15 protein-coding genes are annotated in these 17,578 nt (G+C 37.4%); 1 reads left to right on the forward strand and 14 read right to left on the reverse strand.

Annotated features, from left to right (window positions below; all coding sequences use genetic code 11):
* Window positions 1-38: 38 nt before the first annotated feature.
* The 12 genes from queA to E0W68_RS01415 form a co-directional block, all read right to left on the reverse strand.
* Entirely contained in the window at window positions 39-1,088 is a 1,050-nt protein-coding gene (queA, locus tag E0W68_RS01360; RefSeq protein ID WP_135217609.1) for a tRNA preQ1(34) S-adenosylmethionine ribosyltransferase-isomerase QueA, read from the reverse strand.
* Window positions 1,089-1,234: 146 nt separating this feature from the next.
* A complete protein-coding gene (locus E0W68_RS01365) occupies window positions 1,235-2,467 on the reverse strand; it encodes a 3-phosphoshikimate 1-carboxyvinyltransferase (RefSeq protein WP_135217610.1) in 1,233 nt (410 codons plus the stop codon).
* 39 nt (window positions 2,468-2,506) lie between these two features.
* On the reverse strand, window positions 2,507-2,701 hold the full coding sequence (locus E0W68_RS01370; protein WP_135217611.1) for a hypothetical protein: 195 nt from the start codon (window positions 2,699-2,701) through the stop codon (window positions 2,507-2,509).
* A gap of 39 nt (window positions 2,702-2,740) precedes the next feature.
* Complete coding sequence (locus E0W68_RS01375; RefSeq protein WP_135217612.1) at window positions 2,741-3,067, reverse strand: nucleotide pyrophosphohydrolase; 327 nt, start codon at window positions 3,065-3,067, stop codon at window positions 2,741-2,743.
* Complete coding sequence (locus E0W68_RS01380) at window positions 3,067-5,013, reverse strand: DUF3857 domain-containing protein (RefSeq protein ID WP_135217613.1); 1,947 nt, start codon at window positions 5,011-5,013, stop codon at window positions 3,067-3,069. The genes E0W68_RS01375 and E0W68_RS01380 overlap by 1 nt, the downstream gene beginning before the upstream one ends.
* A gap of 19 nt (window positions 5,014-5,032) precedes the next feature.
* Window positions 5,033-7,051: a DUF3857 domain-containing protein gene (locus E0W68_RS01385; RefSeq protein ID WP_135217614.1), complete on the reverse strand. Its 2,019-nt coding sequence runs from the start codon at window positions 7,049-7,051 to the stop codon at window positions 5,033-5,035.
* Entirely contained in the window at window positions 7,052-9,076 is a 2,025-nt protein-coding gene (locus tag E0W68_RS01390) for a DUF3857 domain-containing protein (RefSeq protein WP_162845784.1), read from the reverse strand.
* Window positions 9,077-9,097: 21 nt separating this feature from the next.
* The gene (locus tag E0W68_RS01395; RefSeq protein WP_135217616.1) at window positions 9,098-10,996 is read right to left on the reverse strand and encodes a DUF3857 domain-containing protein; all 1,899 of its coding nucleotides are present in this window, start codon (window positions 10,994-10,996) and stop codon (window positions 9,098-9,100) included.
* Between the two features lie 49 nt (window positions 10,997-11,045).
* Complete coding sequence (gene dtd / locus E0W68_RS01400; protein ID WP_135217617.1) at window positions 11,046-11,498, reverse strand: D-aminoacyl-tRNA deacylase; 453 nt, start codon at window positions 11,496-11,498, stop codon at window positions 11,046-11,048.
* On the reverse strand, window positions 11,499-12,464 hold the full coding sequence (rsgA, locus tag E0W68_RS01405; protein WP_135217618.1) for a ribosome small subunit-dependent GTPase A: 966 nt from the start codon (window positions 12,462-12,464) through the stop codon (window positions 11,499-11,501).
* 44 nt (window positions 12,465-12,508) lie between these two features.
* The gene (locus E0W68_RS01410) at window positions 12,509-13,609 is read right to left on the reverse strand and encodes a bifunctional 3-deoxy-7-phosphoheptulonate synthase/chorismate mutase type II (RefSeq protein WP_135217930.1); all 1,101 of its coding nucleotides are present in this window, start codon (window positions 13,607-13,609) and stop codon (window positions 12,509-12,511) included.
* Window positions 13,610-13,680: 71 nt separating this feature from the next.
* Entirely contained in the window at window positions 13,681-14,625 is a 945-nt protein-coding gene (locus tag E0W68_RS01415) for a Na/Pi cotransporter family protein (protein ID WP_135217619.1), read from the reverse strand.
* A 184-nt stretch (window positions 14,626-14,809) separates the two neighbouring features.
* Between E0W68_RS01415 and gldA the strand changes: the two genes are divergently transcribed.
* Complete coding sequence (gene gldA, locus E0W68_RS01420; protein WP_135217620.1) at window positions 14,810-15,712, forward strand: gliding motility-associated ABC transporter ATP-binding subunit GldA; 903 nt, start codon at window positions 14,810-14,812, stop codon at window positions 15,710-15,712.
* Between the two features lie 2 nt (window positions 15,713-15,714).
* On the opposite strand, the gene E0W68_RS01425 is transcribed toward gldA, so the two are convergent.
* Window positions 15,715-16,464, reverse strand: a complete 750-nt coding sequence (locus E0W68_RS01425; RefSeq protein WP_135217621.1) for a head GIN domain-containing protein — start codon at window positions 16,462-16,464, stop codon at window positions 15,715-15,717.
* Window positions 16,465-16,467: 3 nt separating this feature from the next.
* The gene (locus tag E0W68_RS01430; protein WP_135217622.1) at window positions 16,468-17,568 is read right to left on the reverse strand and encodes an acyloxyacyl hydrolase; all 1,101 of its coding nucleotides are present in this window, start codon (window positions 17,566-17,568) and stop codon (window positions 16,468-16,470) included.
* Window positions 17,569-17,578: the final 10 nt, after the last annotated feature.

A 17,578-nucleotide genomic window follows, 5' to 3' on the forward strand; every position in this document is an offset into this window, starting at 1 on the left:
GCTTTTACAGCAGGATTCTTATAAAATGTTTAAAATTTTTACAGTATCAGCATTGCATCACCGTAGGTATAAAAGCGATATTTTTCTTTTATTGCCTCGTCATAGGCTGCGCGCATAAGGTCGTGCCCCATAAATGCCGAAATCATCATTAATAATGTTGATTTAGGTGTATGGAAGTTGGTTATCATACAATCGGCAACACTAAAATCATACGGAGGGAAGATAAACTTGTTAGTCCACCCTACATAAGGATTTAATGTATGTTGTGATGAAACTGAGCTTTCCATAGCTCGCATAGTGGTAGTTCCTACTGCACACACACGCTTTTTAGCTGTTTTTGCACTATTTACAATATCACAGGCTTTTTGTGTAATGATAAGCTCTTCAGAGTCCATTTTATGTTTTGATAAATCTTCTACCTCTACCGGGTTAAAGGTGCCTAAGCCAACGTGCAGGGTAACTTCGGCAAAATCAATGCCTTTTATCTCAAGCCTTTTCAGCAAGTGCTTAGAGAAGTGAAGCCCGGCAGTAGGTGCGGCAACAGCGCCCTCCTCTTTAGCATATATGGTTTGGTAACGCTCGGCATCTTCCGGGGTTACTTCTCTGTTAATGTACTTTGGTATCGGTGTTTCTCCCAGTTCTGTAAGTTTAGCTCTGAATTCTTCATACGAACCATCATACAAAAAACGCAATGTTCTTCCGCGTGAGGTTGTATTATCTATTACCTCTGCTACTAATGAATCGTCATCACCAAAATAAAGTTTGTTACCAATTCTTATTTTTCGTGCAGGATCTACCAGTACATCCCACAAACGCTGCTCGGCATTTAGTTCTCTCAATAAAAAAACCTCTATTCTTGCTCCGGTTTTTTCTTTATTTCCGTATAGACGTGCGGGGAAAACTTTGGTGTTATTTAGTACCATAACATCGCCCTCATCAAAATAATCCAATACATCTTTGAACAACTTGTGCTCTATTGTTTTTGTTTTCCTGTCTATAACCATCAAACGGGCTTCATCTCTGTTTTCGGCAGGAAATTCGGCAAGCAATTCGGTGGGCAGGTTGAAATTGAAGTTTGATAATTTCATATTTGTATCTTTAATTTCAGCGCAATAGGTGCGCTACTATAATTGGGTGCAAATATACTACCGTAAAGCAGGCGTTGTCAAGTGTTTTGCAATATATTTATTGTAATATATTACTAATGGGGTAAAAACAAGGTCTCAGAATTTTTTTACAGCCTGTTAATTGTAAATCCGAGCTTTTCGATATCATCCCAAAAAGCAGGATAGGATTTAGAAACTACCTCAGCATTGTTAATAGTAATAGCGGTTTTTAGTGCGAGCGGTGCAAATGCCATAGCCATTCTGTGATCGTTATAGGTTGCGACAGAAACTCCTTCATTTAAAGGCAGGTTGTGTTGTTGCAAAGTAAGGCTATCCTGAGTAACTGTAACGGTTGCTCCAAATTTTTCAAGTTCTGTTTTAAGCGCCTCAAGTCGGTCAGCTTCCTTTATTTTTAGTGTATGAAGTCCAGTAAGGTGGCACGCCATGCCTAAACCCAAACAGGTAACTGCTATGGTTTGGGCTATATCAGGGGTATTGTTGAGCGACAAATTGATGATTGATGGTTGATGGGGTTTGGTTTTACTCAATGTAATAGCATTATTATTGAAAATGGTGGTAACTCCAAACCTGGTGTATATTTCTGCTAAGGCTGCATCGCCCTGAAAGCTGTTTTGCTTAAATGATGATAGGGTTATTGTACTGCCCAATGGTGACAAAGCGAGTATGGCATAAAAATAGGATGCTGAGCTCCAGTCGCTTTCCACTACAAGGTTTACCGAAATTTGGCTTTCAGTTTTTGGTTTTACTTCAATTCTATTATCATTCATACTTGCTACAATACCTGCTTCTTTAAGCAACGCAAGTGTCATGTTTATATAGGGTAATGAGGTAATTTCTCCTTCAAGTGTAATTTCAAGACCATTTTCCAGTTTTGATCCTATTAATAGCAATGCCGTTATGTATTGGCTGCTTACATTAGCATTGATGCTAACCTTGCTTTTAGTCAGTTTCTTCCCGACTATTTTTAGCGGCGGATAGCCTTCTTTGTCTGTATAGGTTATTTGAGCTCCAAGATTGTTAAGTGCTTTAACCACTATACCTATGGGGCGTTGTTTCATTCTTTCAGAACCTGTGAGCACTATCTCTCTGCCTTCTTGCATGGCAAAATAGGCCGTAAGAAAACGCATAGCAGTACCTGCATGATGCACATTTATAATATCGGCAGTGCTGTTGAGTGCTTCCTGCATTACAGTGCTATCGTCAGAATCGGATATGTTTTGAATATTAATTTGCGGAAAAAGTGCCTGTAATAGTAAAAGCCTGTTGGTTTCGGATTTACTCCCTGACAATACGAGTTCAGCCGATTGAATGGTTTTTATCGGATTTATTTTTATATCCATTACGGTAGCGGTTTTTATATAAAACCTATTGTTGTTGCTTTACTGCTTTTTTGCAGTGAGTTTTTTACGCAGGGGAGTTATTACAAACATCTCGAACAGTGACATGCATACAGCCCATGATATGATATACCCCCATTGATTAGGCATATCAATATCAAATATTAAAATCAAAAGCGAGGCTAATATGGCATACATGATAAACCCACCGACAAAGTGTATTACTTTTTGTTTCATAATCCTGTTTTTGAATTACTTGATTCAAAAATAGTAATTTTATTTCAACTTTTCGTTGTTATGATGCCTGTCGTGGTCGCGCTTTGCTTTCAGATTCATTTTTTTATCAAAAGCTTCTTGCAGGTTTACTCCTGTTTGGTTGGCAAGGCATAATACTACAAAAACCACATCAGCAAGTTCTTCTCCTAAGTCTTTATTTTTATCGCTTTCTTTCTCGCTTTGCTCACCATACCTGCGGGCTATAATGCGGGCTACTTCTCCTACCTCTTCGGTAAGTTGTGCCATATTGGTAAGTTCGTTAAAGTAGCGAACGCCATGTTCTTTTATCCAGTTATCTACTTCCTGTTGTGCGTTTTTTATATCCATTATTCTACTTTTTTAAGTACTACTTTTTCAGCTTGTTTTTCTATCATACTCCGGTAAAAATCTTTTAACGTAGTATAATATGTCTGAGGTATGATAGCATAATTTATTGAATGGGTAATTGCAACTTGCAATTGGTTATTTATAACCGCAATATTATATTTAAATTCACCAATATTTTCTTCCATTACCACATTTACAGGTTTGGGCAAAGACTCCACTATATATCCCTTGGGAAGATTGAGAAGTATTATACTTTTCTGCTGCATAGGAAAAACAAAATCAACCGGATATTCACGTTTTTCCTGTTTGAAAGGACTCTCTTTTGCTGTAACAAATAATAACGGGTTCAAGTATATTTTACCGCCTATAAACTCTGTCTCATTATCAGTTGTAAAATTATATTCTTCATTAATAGGTTTTGATACATCATCAACATTCGACAACTTGAAATCGTTTACAATAATATTATTGTATTTTTCCTCAATGCCGGCAACATAGTTTTCTTCATTCCTTTCTGCGTACGCTTCACGAAAATTATAGGCATAAAAATCAAAGTAAGTGTGACGCGCTTTTCCTGAAATATTTCCATCAGCAGATAAATCGGCTGTAATAGCAGTGGATTTTAAAGAATTTTTGGTAGGTATAAGTTCAATCTCCTCATTAGAGCCGTCTTTTTTTATCAGTCTTCCTTTCCAGTTTAGTGTCCTTTTCGGCAAAATTCCCGGAGCTGTATATTTGCTTGTAGCATCCAATAAGATTATAGTATCATTTATATTGACGGATGCTATTACATAGTTAAATCCTCTCACGCTGGGGTAAGCAGTTATACCGTTAGAGCGGGTACTTATAAGCACAGGGTTAGCATCCAGTCCTGCATAGCGTAACATGGCAGTAAGCATGAGGTTAATCTCGGCTGTATTACCAACCTTATCCTCATAGGCTTTTTTTACTCCTTGCTCACAATAATAACTATTCTCTTCGTTCCAATTCATTCTCGATTTAACATAGTTAAAAACAACTTCCATTTTCTCTTCAGGAGTTTTTATACCTGCTAAGAGTGCTGATAAATCATCTTCAAAATAAGAATCATGTTTTAATTCTTTTCCAAAATCTTCATCTTCATATATTTGCTTGGCAACTGCGGACCAAGTGGTTGTATATTCTTTTTTTTGCTCTCCGTCAAAGTGCGTTAATGCTAATTCATGTTTTAATGTAGATCGATAATTATCTATATTGTTTACATGGGCTTCTTGTTTTAAAGCTTTTACATTTTTTGCTGTATATGTCGTTGTAAACTCATTGTATTTAGTAACACCTCGGGTCAGTTTAGGTTCTGATTTATCTACATCGACATAACCATATAATAGGGTATTAAAGACAAAGCATGAGGGTATAGATAACTTATAGCTTACATAATTTGCCGGTATTTCATATTGAAAATGCCAATCTCTTATATTTGTATAATAAGGCGTTTTTATGGTATATCTATATTCTATTACACTGCCTTCCTTTACGTTGGGAAGCGTTATTTTTTTAATACTATAATCTTCAACTATGTCTTCATCAAATTCTCCTTCTTCTTTTAATTTTGTTTCCTCAATTTTACCGTCAACAAGATTATAGGTACAGGCATTGGAATAATAGGCTCTTATTCTTCGCCCGCCCGTATAATACACAAGCTCATCGGTAGCATATTCATAACCCTCTTTTTTATAAATTTTTATACGGGTATCCACCTTTGTAATCATGTATAATTTTCCATCTCCATCTAATATAAAAGAGGTATTACCACTACGATATAATATAGCGGCAGGTGCATCCGGATCATCAGGATGTGATTTTTGTTCTAACTCTTCCCTGCTTACTTTACCTAAATTGAACTCTTGAGCAGTAAGCTGCAAACCGGACAACAACACCAGACAAATTGTTATGATCTTAAAACGCATTTGATAAATTTTAAAAGCGTTATAGTTTTTTAAGTACTATTTTTTCGTTCTGCTTTTTAAGCATATCATTAAAATATGTCTTAAGGTCGTTGTAGTATTCCGGGTTTAACCTCCCTACATTAACATCATTACTTATTGACATTTGTATTTGGTTGCCCCGTTGCGCTATATTAAAACGAAAAGTACAGATATTGCCTTCCATAGCCACTGTTGCCGACTCAGGCATAGTTTCTATCATATAACCTTCGGGTATAGTGATACTGATGTTGTATCTGTCTTGATGAGGGTAAATAAAATCTACAGGGTAAGTACGGTTTTCCTGCTTAAAAGGATTTCCATTAATGGCGTAAAACAACATTGGCGAAATATATATTTTATCACCTATAACATCTGCGGCAGCGGTGTTTTGAAATGAGAAACCTTCTGTAACCGGCTTGTCATATTCTTTATCATTAGTAAGCTTATAATCTGATATTATTATATTACCTAATTCCTTTTCCCTTTTCGAAATATAACTATCCTGATTTGTGTCAAGATAAGCTTCTCTAAACATGTATGCATTATAATCAAAATATTGCGTTCTAATTTGTCCATCCATACTGCCATCGCTTTTAAGGTTTGCCATAACAATATTATTTTCAACCGAATTTATATCGGGAGTAAGAAATACTTCGGCAGAAGAAAGGTTTTCTCTTATTATTCTGCCTGTTACATTCAATGCTCTTATAGGTAATAAACCCGGTACCCCATTTTTGGAAGTAGCATCTAAAAATACAATCCCATTTTGCGATTCCAAGCCTGCAACCACATAGTTAAACTCTGTTCTGTTAACAAAAGATACATGTCCGTTAGCGCGTGTACTAATCAATATCGGATTAACATTCAGCCCTGCATAGCGCAGCATGGCAATAAGCATTAGGTTTATCTCGGCAACATTACCTGTCTTCTCCGCATAGGCTTTCTTTACACCGTTTGTACATTCATATTTAAACTCTTTGTTAAATGTCATTCGGTCTCTTACATAGTTATATATTATGGCAACAAGTTCGTCCCTTGTCATATTTGTTCCGGCAACAAGTGCTCTTATATCATCCTCAAAATAGCTTTTTTCGTCAAGCTCTCTGCCAAAATTTTCGTCGTTATAAATTGATTTTACAACGGCATCCCAGTCTGATGCATATTTTTTCTCTTCTTGATTAGGAAAATTCGTTTTAGCGAGTTCATGTTTTACAAATGAAAGGTAATTCTTTATGTTGTCCACATAATGCTCACCTTTTAATGCTGGTACATTTTCAGCTTGATATTTTTTAATTATTTCGTAAAAAACTACTGAACCTACTTCGTTTTTCAACACCGAACTGCTCTGACCATACCCGCCCTTAGGATTAGGGTTACTATATATTCTTGTTGTCTTTTTTGTATCCTGTTCTTCCTTTATGGGAAAATACGGGCTCAATATCCTGTTATAAGTAAAATATTGAGGTATTTTTATAGTATATTCAGTATTATTAACGGGTAATTCTCCCTGAAAATACCATGCAGGTATATTTCTTATAAAAGGCGATTTTTTTTGATAATGATATTCTATGATGGAGCCTTCTTTTACAGCAGGCAGGGTTATCTTCTTTACATGCCAGTTAACACTATAATTTTCTTTAAACTCTCCTTCGTTTTTGAGTTTTGTTTTTTCTATCTTATCACCATTCAGATTATAGGTAACAACATCGGTAAATATAACCTCTTCTTTATCCAAGCCTTTGGTATAGTAAGGTATTTCCACATTAGCATGACTATAACCTTCTTTAGTATAAATTTTAGTTCTTACTTCCACATCAGTAACAATTATCCAATCTCCCGAACTGTCAAAATCAAAATAGGTTACCCCTTTTTCATATAAAACTGCCGCAGGCGCTGATGGGTCTTCTTTATGGGCTTTCTCTTTTAATTCATCGATACTCACATTTCCCAACTCAAACTTTTGGGCAAATGCACCAAATGACAGGAAAGTAAAAGCAATTAACAGGGTTATGTTTTTCATCTATTTATTTTTAGTAATAATAATTTTTTCGTTTTGTTTCTCTATAGTTTTCTGAAAAAAATCTTTTATAGTAAGGTAGTAGTCCTGAGGTATAGAAGCATAATTAAGTTGCAGCATAGCACGTACTATCAACTGATTATCATTAACAACAACATTATAATTAAAACTGCCTATATTCTGCTCCATAGCGAGTGAAAGGGATTGAGGAACAGACTCTACGGTATAACCTTCGGGTAAGGTTACACTAATCATGTACCTGTCCTGACGCGGAAATATAAAATCGACAGGATATTCGCGCTTTTCCTGCTTAAAAGGATTTTCGCTTTGTGTAAGGAAAAACATCGGGTTAATATAAATTTTATCGCCTATTATATCAATATTTCCATCGCCGTTGTGGGTAAATTCATATTGCTCCGTAACCGGTTTATCAAAATCTTTTGCATTGGCTATCTCATAATTGTTGACCTCAATACCTTTATAGCTTTCCTCAATTCGCTCTATACGGCTCTCCTTGCTCAAACTGGTATAACGTTCCCTAAAAGCATAAGCATTATAATCAAAGTACTGGGTTTTTAGCTGTCCTTTCAATTTTCCGTCAGCATCCAATGTAGCCAGAAGGCTGATAGATTCCATAGACGGAGTTGTAGGCAATAGTGGTATCTCTCCAGAAACTCCATCTTTCTTGATGAGCCTGCCTAACCAATTAATAGCCCTAATGGGTAAAATATCAGGCTTTGCTGACTTTGATGTAGCATCTAACAGTATTGTTTTATTGCCCGACTGTACCGCAGCAATAACATAGTTAAATGCATCGCGATTAGGAAACAGGGCTATTTTATTAGATCGGGTAGTAACCAATACCGGGTTTGCATCTAAACCTGCGTAACGAAGCATAGCTGTAAGCATCAGGTTAATATCGGCTATATTACCTACTTTATCTTTATAGGCTTTTTTTACACCTTCCTGGCATGAATATCCGTAATATTCATTCCAGTTCATTTTATCTCTAACATAATAATATATAGCATTCATCTTTTCTTCAGATGTTTTTAACCCCGAAAGTAATGCATTGATATCCTCTTCAAAATAACCCGTTTTCTTCAGCTCTACACCAAAATTTTCATTATCGTAAATTGATTTTGCTACATCCTCCCAAGTTGCCGAAAAAGATTTTAGAGGCTGGTTGGGGTATTTTATCATGGTTATTTCGTGCTCGATGCTGGCGGTATAGTTATTAATATTACTGACAAAAGACTCATCTTTCATTGCAGGAAGATTGGTAAACTCATAGCCGGTAATGGTTTCCAGATAATCTACTTTGCTATTGTCAAATGTAGTCTGTGTAACCATCCCTTCGGATCTGTTCTTGGTGGTAAAACTTATACTCTTACTTACTTTTTCTTGAGTAACCTTTGGCATGTGGTATCCTCTGAAATTTGGGGTATAAGTAAAATATTCAGGTACTTTGGTCACATACTTAGAGTGATCTACAGGTATTCCCTCCTGAAAACGCCACTCAGGAAAAGTACTGATATGGGGCGATGTTATTTTATACCTATATTCTATTATACTGCCCTCTTTTACATCCGGCATTACAATTTTTTTACGTTTCCAGTATTTGTTAACCTCTTCTGTAAATTCACCCTCACTTTTCAGTTTTGTTTTTTTTATACTGCCGTCCTCTAAATTATAAGTATAAGCTTTAGATATACTTACCTCTTCTCTGTCAGAGCCCGGATCATAAAATTGTATTGATCTGTTTGCCCAATCATAACCATCTTTATTATATATTTTAATTTTCATATCTACTTCAGTAATCAGCTCAAAACCTTCTCTTTCTGAATAAATCATGTAAGTCTCGCCTTTACTGAATAAAATTGCGGCAGAGGCATCCTTATCAAGAGGGTGGCTTGTTTGCGCCAATTCTTCTTTAGTAACTTCACCAAGTTCATACTCAAACTCTTGTGCTTGTAGTGTAATGTGGCTTGAAAAAAGAACAAATAAGGCAATTAATCGAATTTTCATAATATATAATATAAGATTGGTTTAGTTTTTTACAAGTACCATTTTAGCATTATCGTTGCGTGCTATTTTTTCTCTGAAAAGCCGGTAATTCTCATAATCAGCACTATCGTAAAGCCCGTTATTAATCATAAGCGAACGCTTATACAGTATTTCATTCGGGCTTACCACAACATACTCCGCTTTATACTCGCCAAACTTATCTGTAAGGGTTACATTATCCGGTTTTGCCTCTATGGCAAAGCCTTCAGGCAGTTTTATGCTTACCTCATCCACATCATAAAATCCGGTCCTTATCTCCATAGGCATTTTCCTGTCTCGGTAACGTTGTGGTATGAGAGAGGATTGGTTAAAAGCATTTACTGCAAATATTATTCTGTTACCGCTCCTATTTCCATAACCTCCGGCTTCGATACTAATATCCTCTATAAACTCTTGGGTATCAAGTTCATTTTTAAGCTCTGTTTTTTTCAGTTTCAGATTATTAATATTACTGAATCGGTTTTTGTATATCCTGTCTAAATCATCAGGAGAGGCAGTTGCATAGCTATATTTATCATCATATTGTAAGCCTGCCGATGTGATTTTTATACTCCCTATAATGGCACCATCGGGTGTTAGGGTATATTCTCCTTTAGCAAATTGTGTATTCTTTTTTGTGTTATATACTGAGGTTCGAACTAAACAACTTTTTTCGGGCTTTACCAAAAGAGCCGTCCTGTCATCTGTAAAATCGCCCTGAAAACCAAATGGCAGTTGCTGGCTGGTACACTCCAGCCATACCAATTCATTATTATCAGGTATGGCAAGTATAACATGATTACCCTGCATCGATACAAAGTCTTCCTTAATATCACGCTTACCCCTGTCGCCGTATATTACTGCATAATAAGCTTCTACACCCGCAGCATGCAACAATGCTCTTGTATAATTAGTCAATGCTTTACAATCGCCATAGCCCAGCCTGTCCACATCCTTAGCAAGCATAGGCTTCCAACCGCCAATACCAAGCTGAATACTTATATATCGGGTTTTGTTTTGCATATACTGATAAATTATTTTGGCTTTTTCTAAAGGAGTATTTGCGCCTGCTGTCATTTCCTGTACTTTGGCAATAGTTTCTTTGGGCAACTCATCAGTACCTGTAAGAAGGTTATGATACATCCATGTCCCGAAAGATTCCCAGTTTAAAGCCTCGCCCTCTACCCCTTCAAGGTTAAAGGTGGTAAGACTAAAAAGTACATTGGGAAATACTTTGTGTAAAGAGGGTGAGTAATCCTCATATCTATAAGCTGGCAGATTTTCTACAGTCAGTTGTATTGTATTGCCTTTCTTTTCTGTTTTTAAAACACCTTCATCAAAATTATAAGTTTTGTATTTAAAGCCTAAATCAGACGCACAAGTTATACTTATAGTTGCTTTTTCGGTACTGATATACCAGGCTTCTATAGGCATCCATCGGGGTATAAAAGCGGTATTCGAAGTTTCTGTCTTACTGGTGTAAACTACTGTAAACGGGTAGTGTATAGGTGTATAATCAAGATATAGCAGCCTGTTGTCGGTTATTATAGAACCCTCAGAAATTGAACGTTCTTTAAAATCTTTTTTCTTGATTTTTTTAATTTCTTTACCAAAACTATCATAAACAACAGCCTCTATAGCCTTAATATGGGTTGAGTTATCAAAAAATTCAGCGGCATTAATATAATTCACGCCATGCTCATTAAGAACAGTAATTATTCTTTTCGTTTCAATAGTCATTGACTTTTTGGAAGATATATTGATTATCTTTTCGTCAAAACGAATAACTGCATTTGCATTTTCCTTTAGTGTATCAGGGAGCGTTACTATCGATACATTGTATTGAGCATAAAGGTTTTGTTGAGCTAAAAAGAAGAATAATAATGAAATTCTTAAAAACATGTTAATATTTTTTTGTCAAAAATAACCGAATTTATAAAACCTCAAAATTTTATTCTCTGTTTTTACTATCTATTAATATTGTAACGGGACCATCGTTTACTAATGCTACTTTCATATCAGCACCAAATTGTCCTGTTTGTATCTTTTTACCTAAGTCTTTTTCCAGTACCGTTATAAAGTTTTCATATAGCGGTATGGCAACCTCAGGTTTTGCAGCTTTTATGTAGGATGGGCGATTGCCTTTTTTTGTAGCAGCGTGTAGTGTAAACTGGCTAACCACAATAATATCGCCACCTATATCCTGAATCGAGCGATTCATTACACCGTTTTCATCGCCAAATATTCTGAGTTTATTAATTTTTCCTGTAAGCCACATACTATCCTCTTCCGTATCGGCATCCTCAATACCCAGCAGGATAAGCAACCCTTTATCTATAACGGCTACTTTACTGCCTGCTATAGTTACCGATGCTTCGCTTACTCGTTGCAGTACCACCCTCATTTACTCTTCATTGTTTTTACCATCACCATAAATATCGGTGCGGTAGTTGTCGTCATCGCCTTCCAGCATTTGCAGGTAACTGCGGTAACGCGACCATGCAATTTTATCTTCGTCAAGCGCATCTTTAACGGCACAATGCGGTTCTTCTTTATGCAGGCAGTTATTAAACTTACATTGGTCTTTCAAGGCAAAAAATTCAGGAAAGTAGTCGCCTATTTCGCCTTTTTCCATATCTACTATACCAAAACCGCGTATGCCGGGCGTATCTATAATTTTTGCTCCAAAATCAAGATCAAACATTTCGGCAAAGGTAGTGGTATGCTGCCCTTGGCTATGCTGTTCGGAAATTTGCTTGGTTTTTAGGTTAAGTGATGGCTGCAAAGCATTTACCAATGTAGATTTCCCTACACCTGAGTGACCGGAAAACATACTTACATTGTCCTTCATTTCATCCTTTAGCTTTTCAATACCTTTACCCTCAACAGCCGAAACTTTCAGGCAGGTATAGCCAATACGACCGTAGATATATTGCAGGTAGAGCTGCTCATCTTCAATTTCCCTGTCAAAAGTATCTATTTTGTTAAATACAAGTATTGCTTCTATGCCATATGCCTCGGCGGTGACCAAAAAACGATCTATAAAACTTGTGGTTGTGGGCGGATTATTGATAGTAACCAAAAGAAAAAGCTTATCGATATTAGAAGCGATAATGTGTACTTGTTTAGACAGGTTTACCGATTTGCGTATAATGTAGTTCTTACGCTCGTGTATAGTGGTAATAACAGCATCAACAGCATCGCCGGTTTCCTCAATTTCAAAATCTACCACATCGCCTACCGCAACCGGATTGGTACTCTTAATACCCTGAATACGGAATTTACCTTTTATACGGCATTCATAAAAAGTACCGTCATCGGCTTTTACGTTGTACCAGCTTCCTGTAGATTTATATACGAGTCCTGTCATAGCGACAAAGATAAGCAGTTTATGTAATAACTGACTACCATAAACTAAGTAGTAACATCATCACTACTATTAATAATCTTTTCCTGATGCCCTATGCTTTCCTGATGTATGGCTTTAAAAAGCCGGTCTATAAATTCCTCCGTAAGTCCTCTTTCAGTTCCTATAGCCATCATACGTTTGCGTACCTCATTCCAGCGTTTATTTTGCAACACCGCTACGTTATTCTCTTTTTTTAATGCTCCTATATCTTCGGCAATTTGCATGCGTTTGCCTAAAGCTTCCATCATTTTTGCATCATATTCATCTATACGAAGCCTCAAGTTTTGTAACCTGTCATTAAACTCGCTTGTTTCATCGGTTGGTTTACGCAGTATAAGGTTTTGCAGTATCTCTTTCAGCATGTCAGGAGTTACCTGCTGTGCGGCATCGCTCCATGCTTTATCAGGATTATTATGCGTTTCTATCATCAACCCATTATAATTCAGGTTAAGTGCCTGTTGCGATACTTGCTGTATCATATCGCGCCTGCCGGTAATGTGCGAAGGGTCGCATATAATAGGCATATCCGGAAAACGGTCATGCAGTTCAATCGGTATTTGCCATTCGGGTATGTTGCGGTATTTAGTTTTCTCGTAGGTAGAAAACCCCCGATGTATTACTCCCAGCTTGCGAATACCTGCATTATATATCCGTTCCACTCCGCCAAGCCATAAAGCAAGATCCGGGTTTACGGGGTTTTTTATCAGCACTATTTTATCTGTTCCTTGCAGTGCATCGGCTATTTCCTGTACTGCAAAAGGGTTTACGGTAGTACGCGCCCCTATCCACAACACATCAATATCATGCTCCAAAGCGAGTTTTACATGGCTGGCATTTGCCACTTCTACAGCCATTAGCAAACCTGTTTCGGCTTTGGCTTTTTGCAGCCACTCCAGCCCGATGGCTCCCACGCCTTCAAAACCTCCGGGGCGGGTGCGGGGTTTCCATATCCCAGCACGGTATATACTTACATCACTATCTTTAAGTTGCCTTGCTATATCCAACACCTGCTCTTCGGTCTCTGCACTGCAAGGTCCTGCTATTACCAATGGGTGCGACAGTTGTAGGTCGTCCAGCCACTGCCTCATTTCGCTGTTATTTTCCATTTTCTGCATTATAAAACAAATTTACTGCTTTTGTATTATAAATACAGAAAGTAACTTGTATTAAAAACGAGTTATTGGGCTACTTTCTTTTCAGGCAGCATTTTGTTTAACAGTTTTTCGAAAAGCGGTACAAACCATACAAACAGCAACACACCGCCAATATTGAACATCATGTGTGCATTAGCTACAAGGTGTTCTACATGCTCGCCGCTACCTGTTTTTTCTACCAGTTCTGTAAAGGGATAAAACAACAGCAGTCCTAAAATAATAGAAAGAATATTAAATAATAAGTGAAATAAACCCGTTTTTAATGCCTGCCTGCTACCATTTATGGTAGCCAGTAAGGTATCGCTGCATGTACCCAACTCTGCGCCCAGCATAATGGCTATACCTCCTGACAGACTGAGCAAACCTTTTTTTGCCAAGATAATAGCCATACCCATAGTGGCTGAAGACGATTGCACGACCAGCGTAATTAAAGCGCCCATTAAGGCTCCGAAAACCGGCGATTCTACACTTTTGAGCCACTCGGCAAAATAAGCCTCTTCACGTAAAGGCTCTACCGCTTTTTCCATCGTGAACAACCCGAAGAATAACACTCCGAAATATAATATAACTTTGCCAACACTATTCAATCGAACCGATTTTGAAATAAACAGTAATAAAAAACCTATAAGCAGTAAAACAGGAGAATATTTGCTCACATCCATAGCAATAATCTGGCTACTGATGGTAGTACCGATATTAGCGCCCATAACTATTCCCATAGCCTGTTTAAAAGTAAGAGCTTTAGAATTTACCAGAATAATGGTTATTATAATTACCGCAGAGGAAGAATCTACAATAGCAGTTATTACAGTTCCCGTAATTATACCTGAAAATATATTGGAAGTAAAACGTGCAATCCACTTTTTTACATTATCGCCCACTACACTTAAAATAGCGTCGGAAAGACTAAATACGGCAAAAAGAAACAGAACTAACCCACCAATTACCGACAATATAATTTCAGTCATAAAAAAGCGTTTTTATGTTATAATAAATGTTAAAAAAAGACCCTGCTGCCAAAAGTAATTATAAATCCCTGTTCCTGTATTAAGGCATTATTAAACCCACACAGAGCAGCTTATAATTTATATAAAAAATGACAGGTGTTTTTTTAATGTTTTTCTTGTTACTTTTGCTTAAAACAAATAGGCTATGTCAATAGAGGTTAAGGATATTTCTAAAAGTTATGGCGAGCAAAAAGCGCTCGACACTGTTTCATTTACCATAAAAAGGGGTGAAATTGTTGGTTTCTTGGGTCCGAACGGAGCGGGGAAATCTACACTAATGAAAATACTTACTACCTATCTTAATGCTGACGAAGGTACAGCTTTGGTAAACGGCAGTAGTGTAACCTCGCAGCAAAAAGAGGTACAAAAATCAATAGGCTACCTGCCGGAACATAACCCTTTGTATCTTGACTTGTATGTGCGCGAATATCTTGCCTTTAATGCCGATGTATATAAAGTACCTAAAGCGCGTATTGAAGAAGTAATACAGCTTACAGGCTTAACCCCTGAAGCCAATAAAAAAATAGGGCAACTCTCTAAAGGGTATCGTCAGCGTGTGGGGCTTGCCACAGCACTGCTGCACGACCCCGAAGTACTGATACTGGATGAACCCACTACAGGGCTTGACCCTAACCAGCTTGTAGAAATACGGGAACTGATAAAAAACATTGGTAAAAATAAAACCGTATTCCTATCTACTCACATTATGCAGGAGGTAGAGGCTATTTGCGACAGGGTTATTATTATTAACAAAGGTAAAATTGTTGCTGACCGCAAAATAAACAGCCTCTCTGAAAATAAAGAACAAGTTATTGAGGTGGCTTTTGATTACAGAGTGGAAGAGCAGCTTATACAAAATATTCCGCACCTTGTTTCGTATAAAAATACTTTTGATTTTACCTGGGAACTTACTTTTTCTACTGATAAAGATATGCGTCCGTCAATCTTCGATTTTGCCCATGATAATGGGTTAAAAACATTACAACTCAATCTGAAGAATAAAAATCTGGAAGCCGTATTCAGGGAAATGACTAAAAACGAGGATTAACTTTACTGATATACTATATGCCCTGAGTACAGTTGTTCTACCACTACAACAGGCGGTTCGTTTTTCAGCACCAAGTTACCTGTGGAATAGATAGTACCTTTTACCTCCTGTTGCGGGTTTATAATGATATCGTTTGAGCTTCGCTGAAAAACTTCTGCTTTTTGGGCAATCAGCCCGCTGCCTTCAAATCGTGAATCGCCGTTATAAAACTTTACAAAAAGCTCGTTTACTGCTCCGCTAATTTCATAATAGGAAAACTGGTCATCTTCAATCAGAAGATATTCGGTGTTTACTTCTAATTCGAAAGTACCTGATGCTGTTTCGCTGAACAAACCAGACTGTATTGCCAGAGAAGGAAAAGTAAGGACTCCGTCAGATTTCACTGCGAACTGCGAAGCAGAGTATATTTTTTCGAGATGCGGTGTGGTTACATATACTGTAGTACTGTTATAGTCCCGTGTCCAGTTACAGTTGTTGCTGTTGGTAATGAATAACTCTCCCTCTATAACTTCCGCAGTGATATACTCTTTTAGGTTTTCTCCTGTATGTACTGTTACCCGTTGTTCTGTTCCTTCTTTTATAACCAGCTCGATACCCGCCGAAATATGAATTGCATTAAAATCGGCAACAGCTATATCATATTGTACAGCATCGCCTGCTGTCCTGAAACATTCAAGAGCCGAGTCGCTGTTGCAGGCAGTTACCAACTGCAATGCGATAATTAAAAAAGTAAATCGTTGTATCACATTCATAACTTATAGTCTTATGCCCATACTAAACTCTAACACTTCTGCTCTTGCAGCATGTGTTTTAAGGCTAATTCCGCCAAATATTTTTTTACCGAAATAATATTTCATGCCCACCCTTTGGTACAGGCTTCCTGTTGATTTAAAAGGTTCATATACATATACCCCTGCCTGTGCTTCGAGAGACAGGTTGTTTATAAACAATTCATGCCCCGCAAATACGCCTACTTTTCGGTAATCGGTGTCGGGATCTACATTTTCTTCGGGAAACGCAACGGATTTAAACTCGATGTACCCCTCCAGGTATTTAGGCCAGAAAAAATCGACTCCCAACTGAAAGGCACTCTTTCTGCTCCATCGTTTGTCTGCATAAAAAGACACGGCGTAGTAAGGATACTGCTCACCACCAATAACATTATTTTCGTTAACCCCGCCCCTAAAGGCTATGTTATATCGTATCGGTTCTTTATACGGAATACTATCCTGATGCCTGGCTATGTAGGTACGGTTTTCATTTTTATCAAAAGTATAATTCAACCCCACATTTACCGCAAAGGTATTGGTACTGGTATTGGGCGATTTCATACTGGCATTACTATGATGGATAAAGGATAGTCCTGCCTGCACCCCAATCCCTTGCCATAAATCCTGCTTACTATAATTCAGCATAAAGTAGGTAGTAGGCATAACGCTCGCGCCATAGGCATAGTTCCTAAAATTGGTTTCTTTGTCATACGGGTTGGTATTATAGGCTATCCCCTGCCCTATGCGAAAGACGAGGTTCCTCTTGAGGAAGTAAAAGTTATAATGCCCGTACAGCCCGTACATTTCGCCTAACGATTGATTTTTCATATCCTCATAATGAAATGAAAAACCCCAATCGGGATAATTGTATGCCGACTCCCATTCTTTTTCACCAAAAGTTTTTCGGTTAAAACTAATAACAACTCCCTCAGGATGTCCTGTAATAAGGTGTTGTATCGACTTGCGGTGCGGGACTATATTGCCGTAAAAATAATTAGCATCAACGGTATATTTGCCTTCTGCCCCGCTTTGGGCAAAAAGTAAAAGGGGAAATAACAACAAAAAATAAAGTAATAAATGCCTCATTTTACGGATT

This window comes from Flavobacterium salilacus subsp. salilacus (assembly GCF_004634195.1).
Classification (GTDB): domain Bacteria; phylum Bacteroidota; class Bacteroidia; order Flavobacteriales; family Flavobacteriaceae; genus Flavobacterium; species Flavobacterium salilacus.

Coding starts and splice junctions, on each gene's coding strand:
- queA (WP_135217609.1), bottom strand. CDS start 1,088: ATGAAATTATCAAACTTCAATTTCAACCTGCCCACCGAATTGCTTGCC.
- E0W68_RS01365 (WP_135217610.1), bottom strand. CDS start 2,467: ATGGATATAAAAATAAATCCGATAAAAACCATTCAATCGGCTGAACTC.
- E0W68_RS01370 (WP_135217611.1), bottom strand. CDS start 2,701: ATGAAACAAAAAGTAATACACTTTGTCGGTGGGTTTATCATGTATGCC.
- E0W68_RS01375 (WP_135217612.1), bottom strand. CDS start 3,067: ATGGATATAAAAAACGCACAACAGGAAGTAGATAACTGGATAAAAGAA.
- E0W68_RS01380 (WP_135217613.1), bottom strand. CDS start 5,013: ATGCGTTTTAAGATCATAACAATTTGTCTGGTGTTGTTGTCCGGTTTG.
- E0W68_RS01385 (WP_135217614.1), bottom strand. CDS start 7,051: ATGAAAAACATAACCCTGTTAATTGCTTTTACTTTCCTGTCATTTGGT.
- E0W68_RS01390 (WP_162845784.1), bottom strand. CDS start 9,076: ATGAAAATTCGATTAATTGCCTTATTTGTTCTTTTTTCAAGCCACATT.
- E0W68_RS01395 (WP_135217616.1), bottom strand. CDS start 10,996: ATGTTTTTAAGAATTTCATTATTATTCTTCTTTTTAGCTCAACAAAAC.
- dtd (WP_135217617.1), bottom strand. CDS start 11,498: ATGAGGGTGGTACTGCAACGAGTAAGCGAAGCATCGGTAACTATAGCA.
- rsgA (WP_135217618.1), bottom strand. CDS start 12,464: ATGACAGGACTCGTATATAAATCTACAGGAAGCTGGTACAACGTAAAA.
- E0W68_RS01410 (WP_135217930.1), bottom strand. CDS start 13,609: ATGGAAAATAACAGCGAAATGAGGCAGTGGCTGGACGACCTACAACTG.
- E0W68_RS01415 (WP_135217619.1), bottom strand. CDS start 14,625: ATGACTGAAATTATATTGTCGGTAATTGGTGGGTTAGTTCTGTTTCTT.
- gldA (WP_135217620.1), top strand. CDS start 14,810: ATGTCAATAGAGGTTAAGGATATTTCTAAAAGTTATGGCGAGCAAAAA.
- E0W68_RS01425 (WP_135217621.1), bottom strand. CDS start 16,464: ATGAATGTGATACAACGATTTACTTTTTTAATTATCGCATTGCAGTTG.
- E0W68_RS01430 (WP_135217622.1), bottom strand. CDS start 17,568: ATGAGGCATTTATTACTTTATTTTTTGTTGTTATTTCCCCTTTTACTT.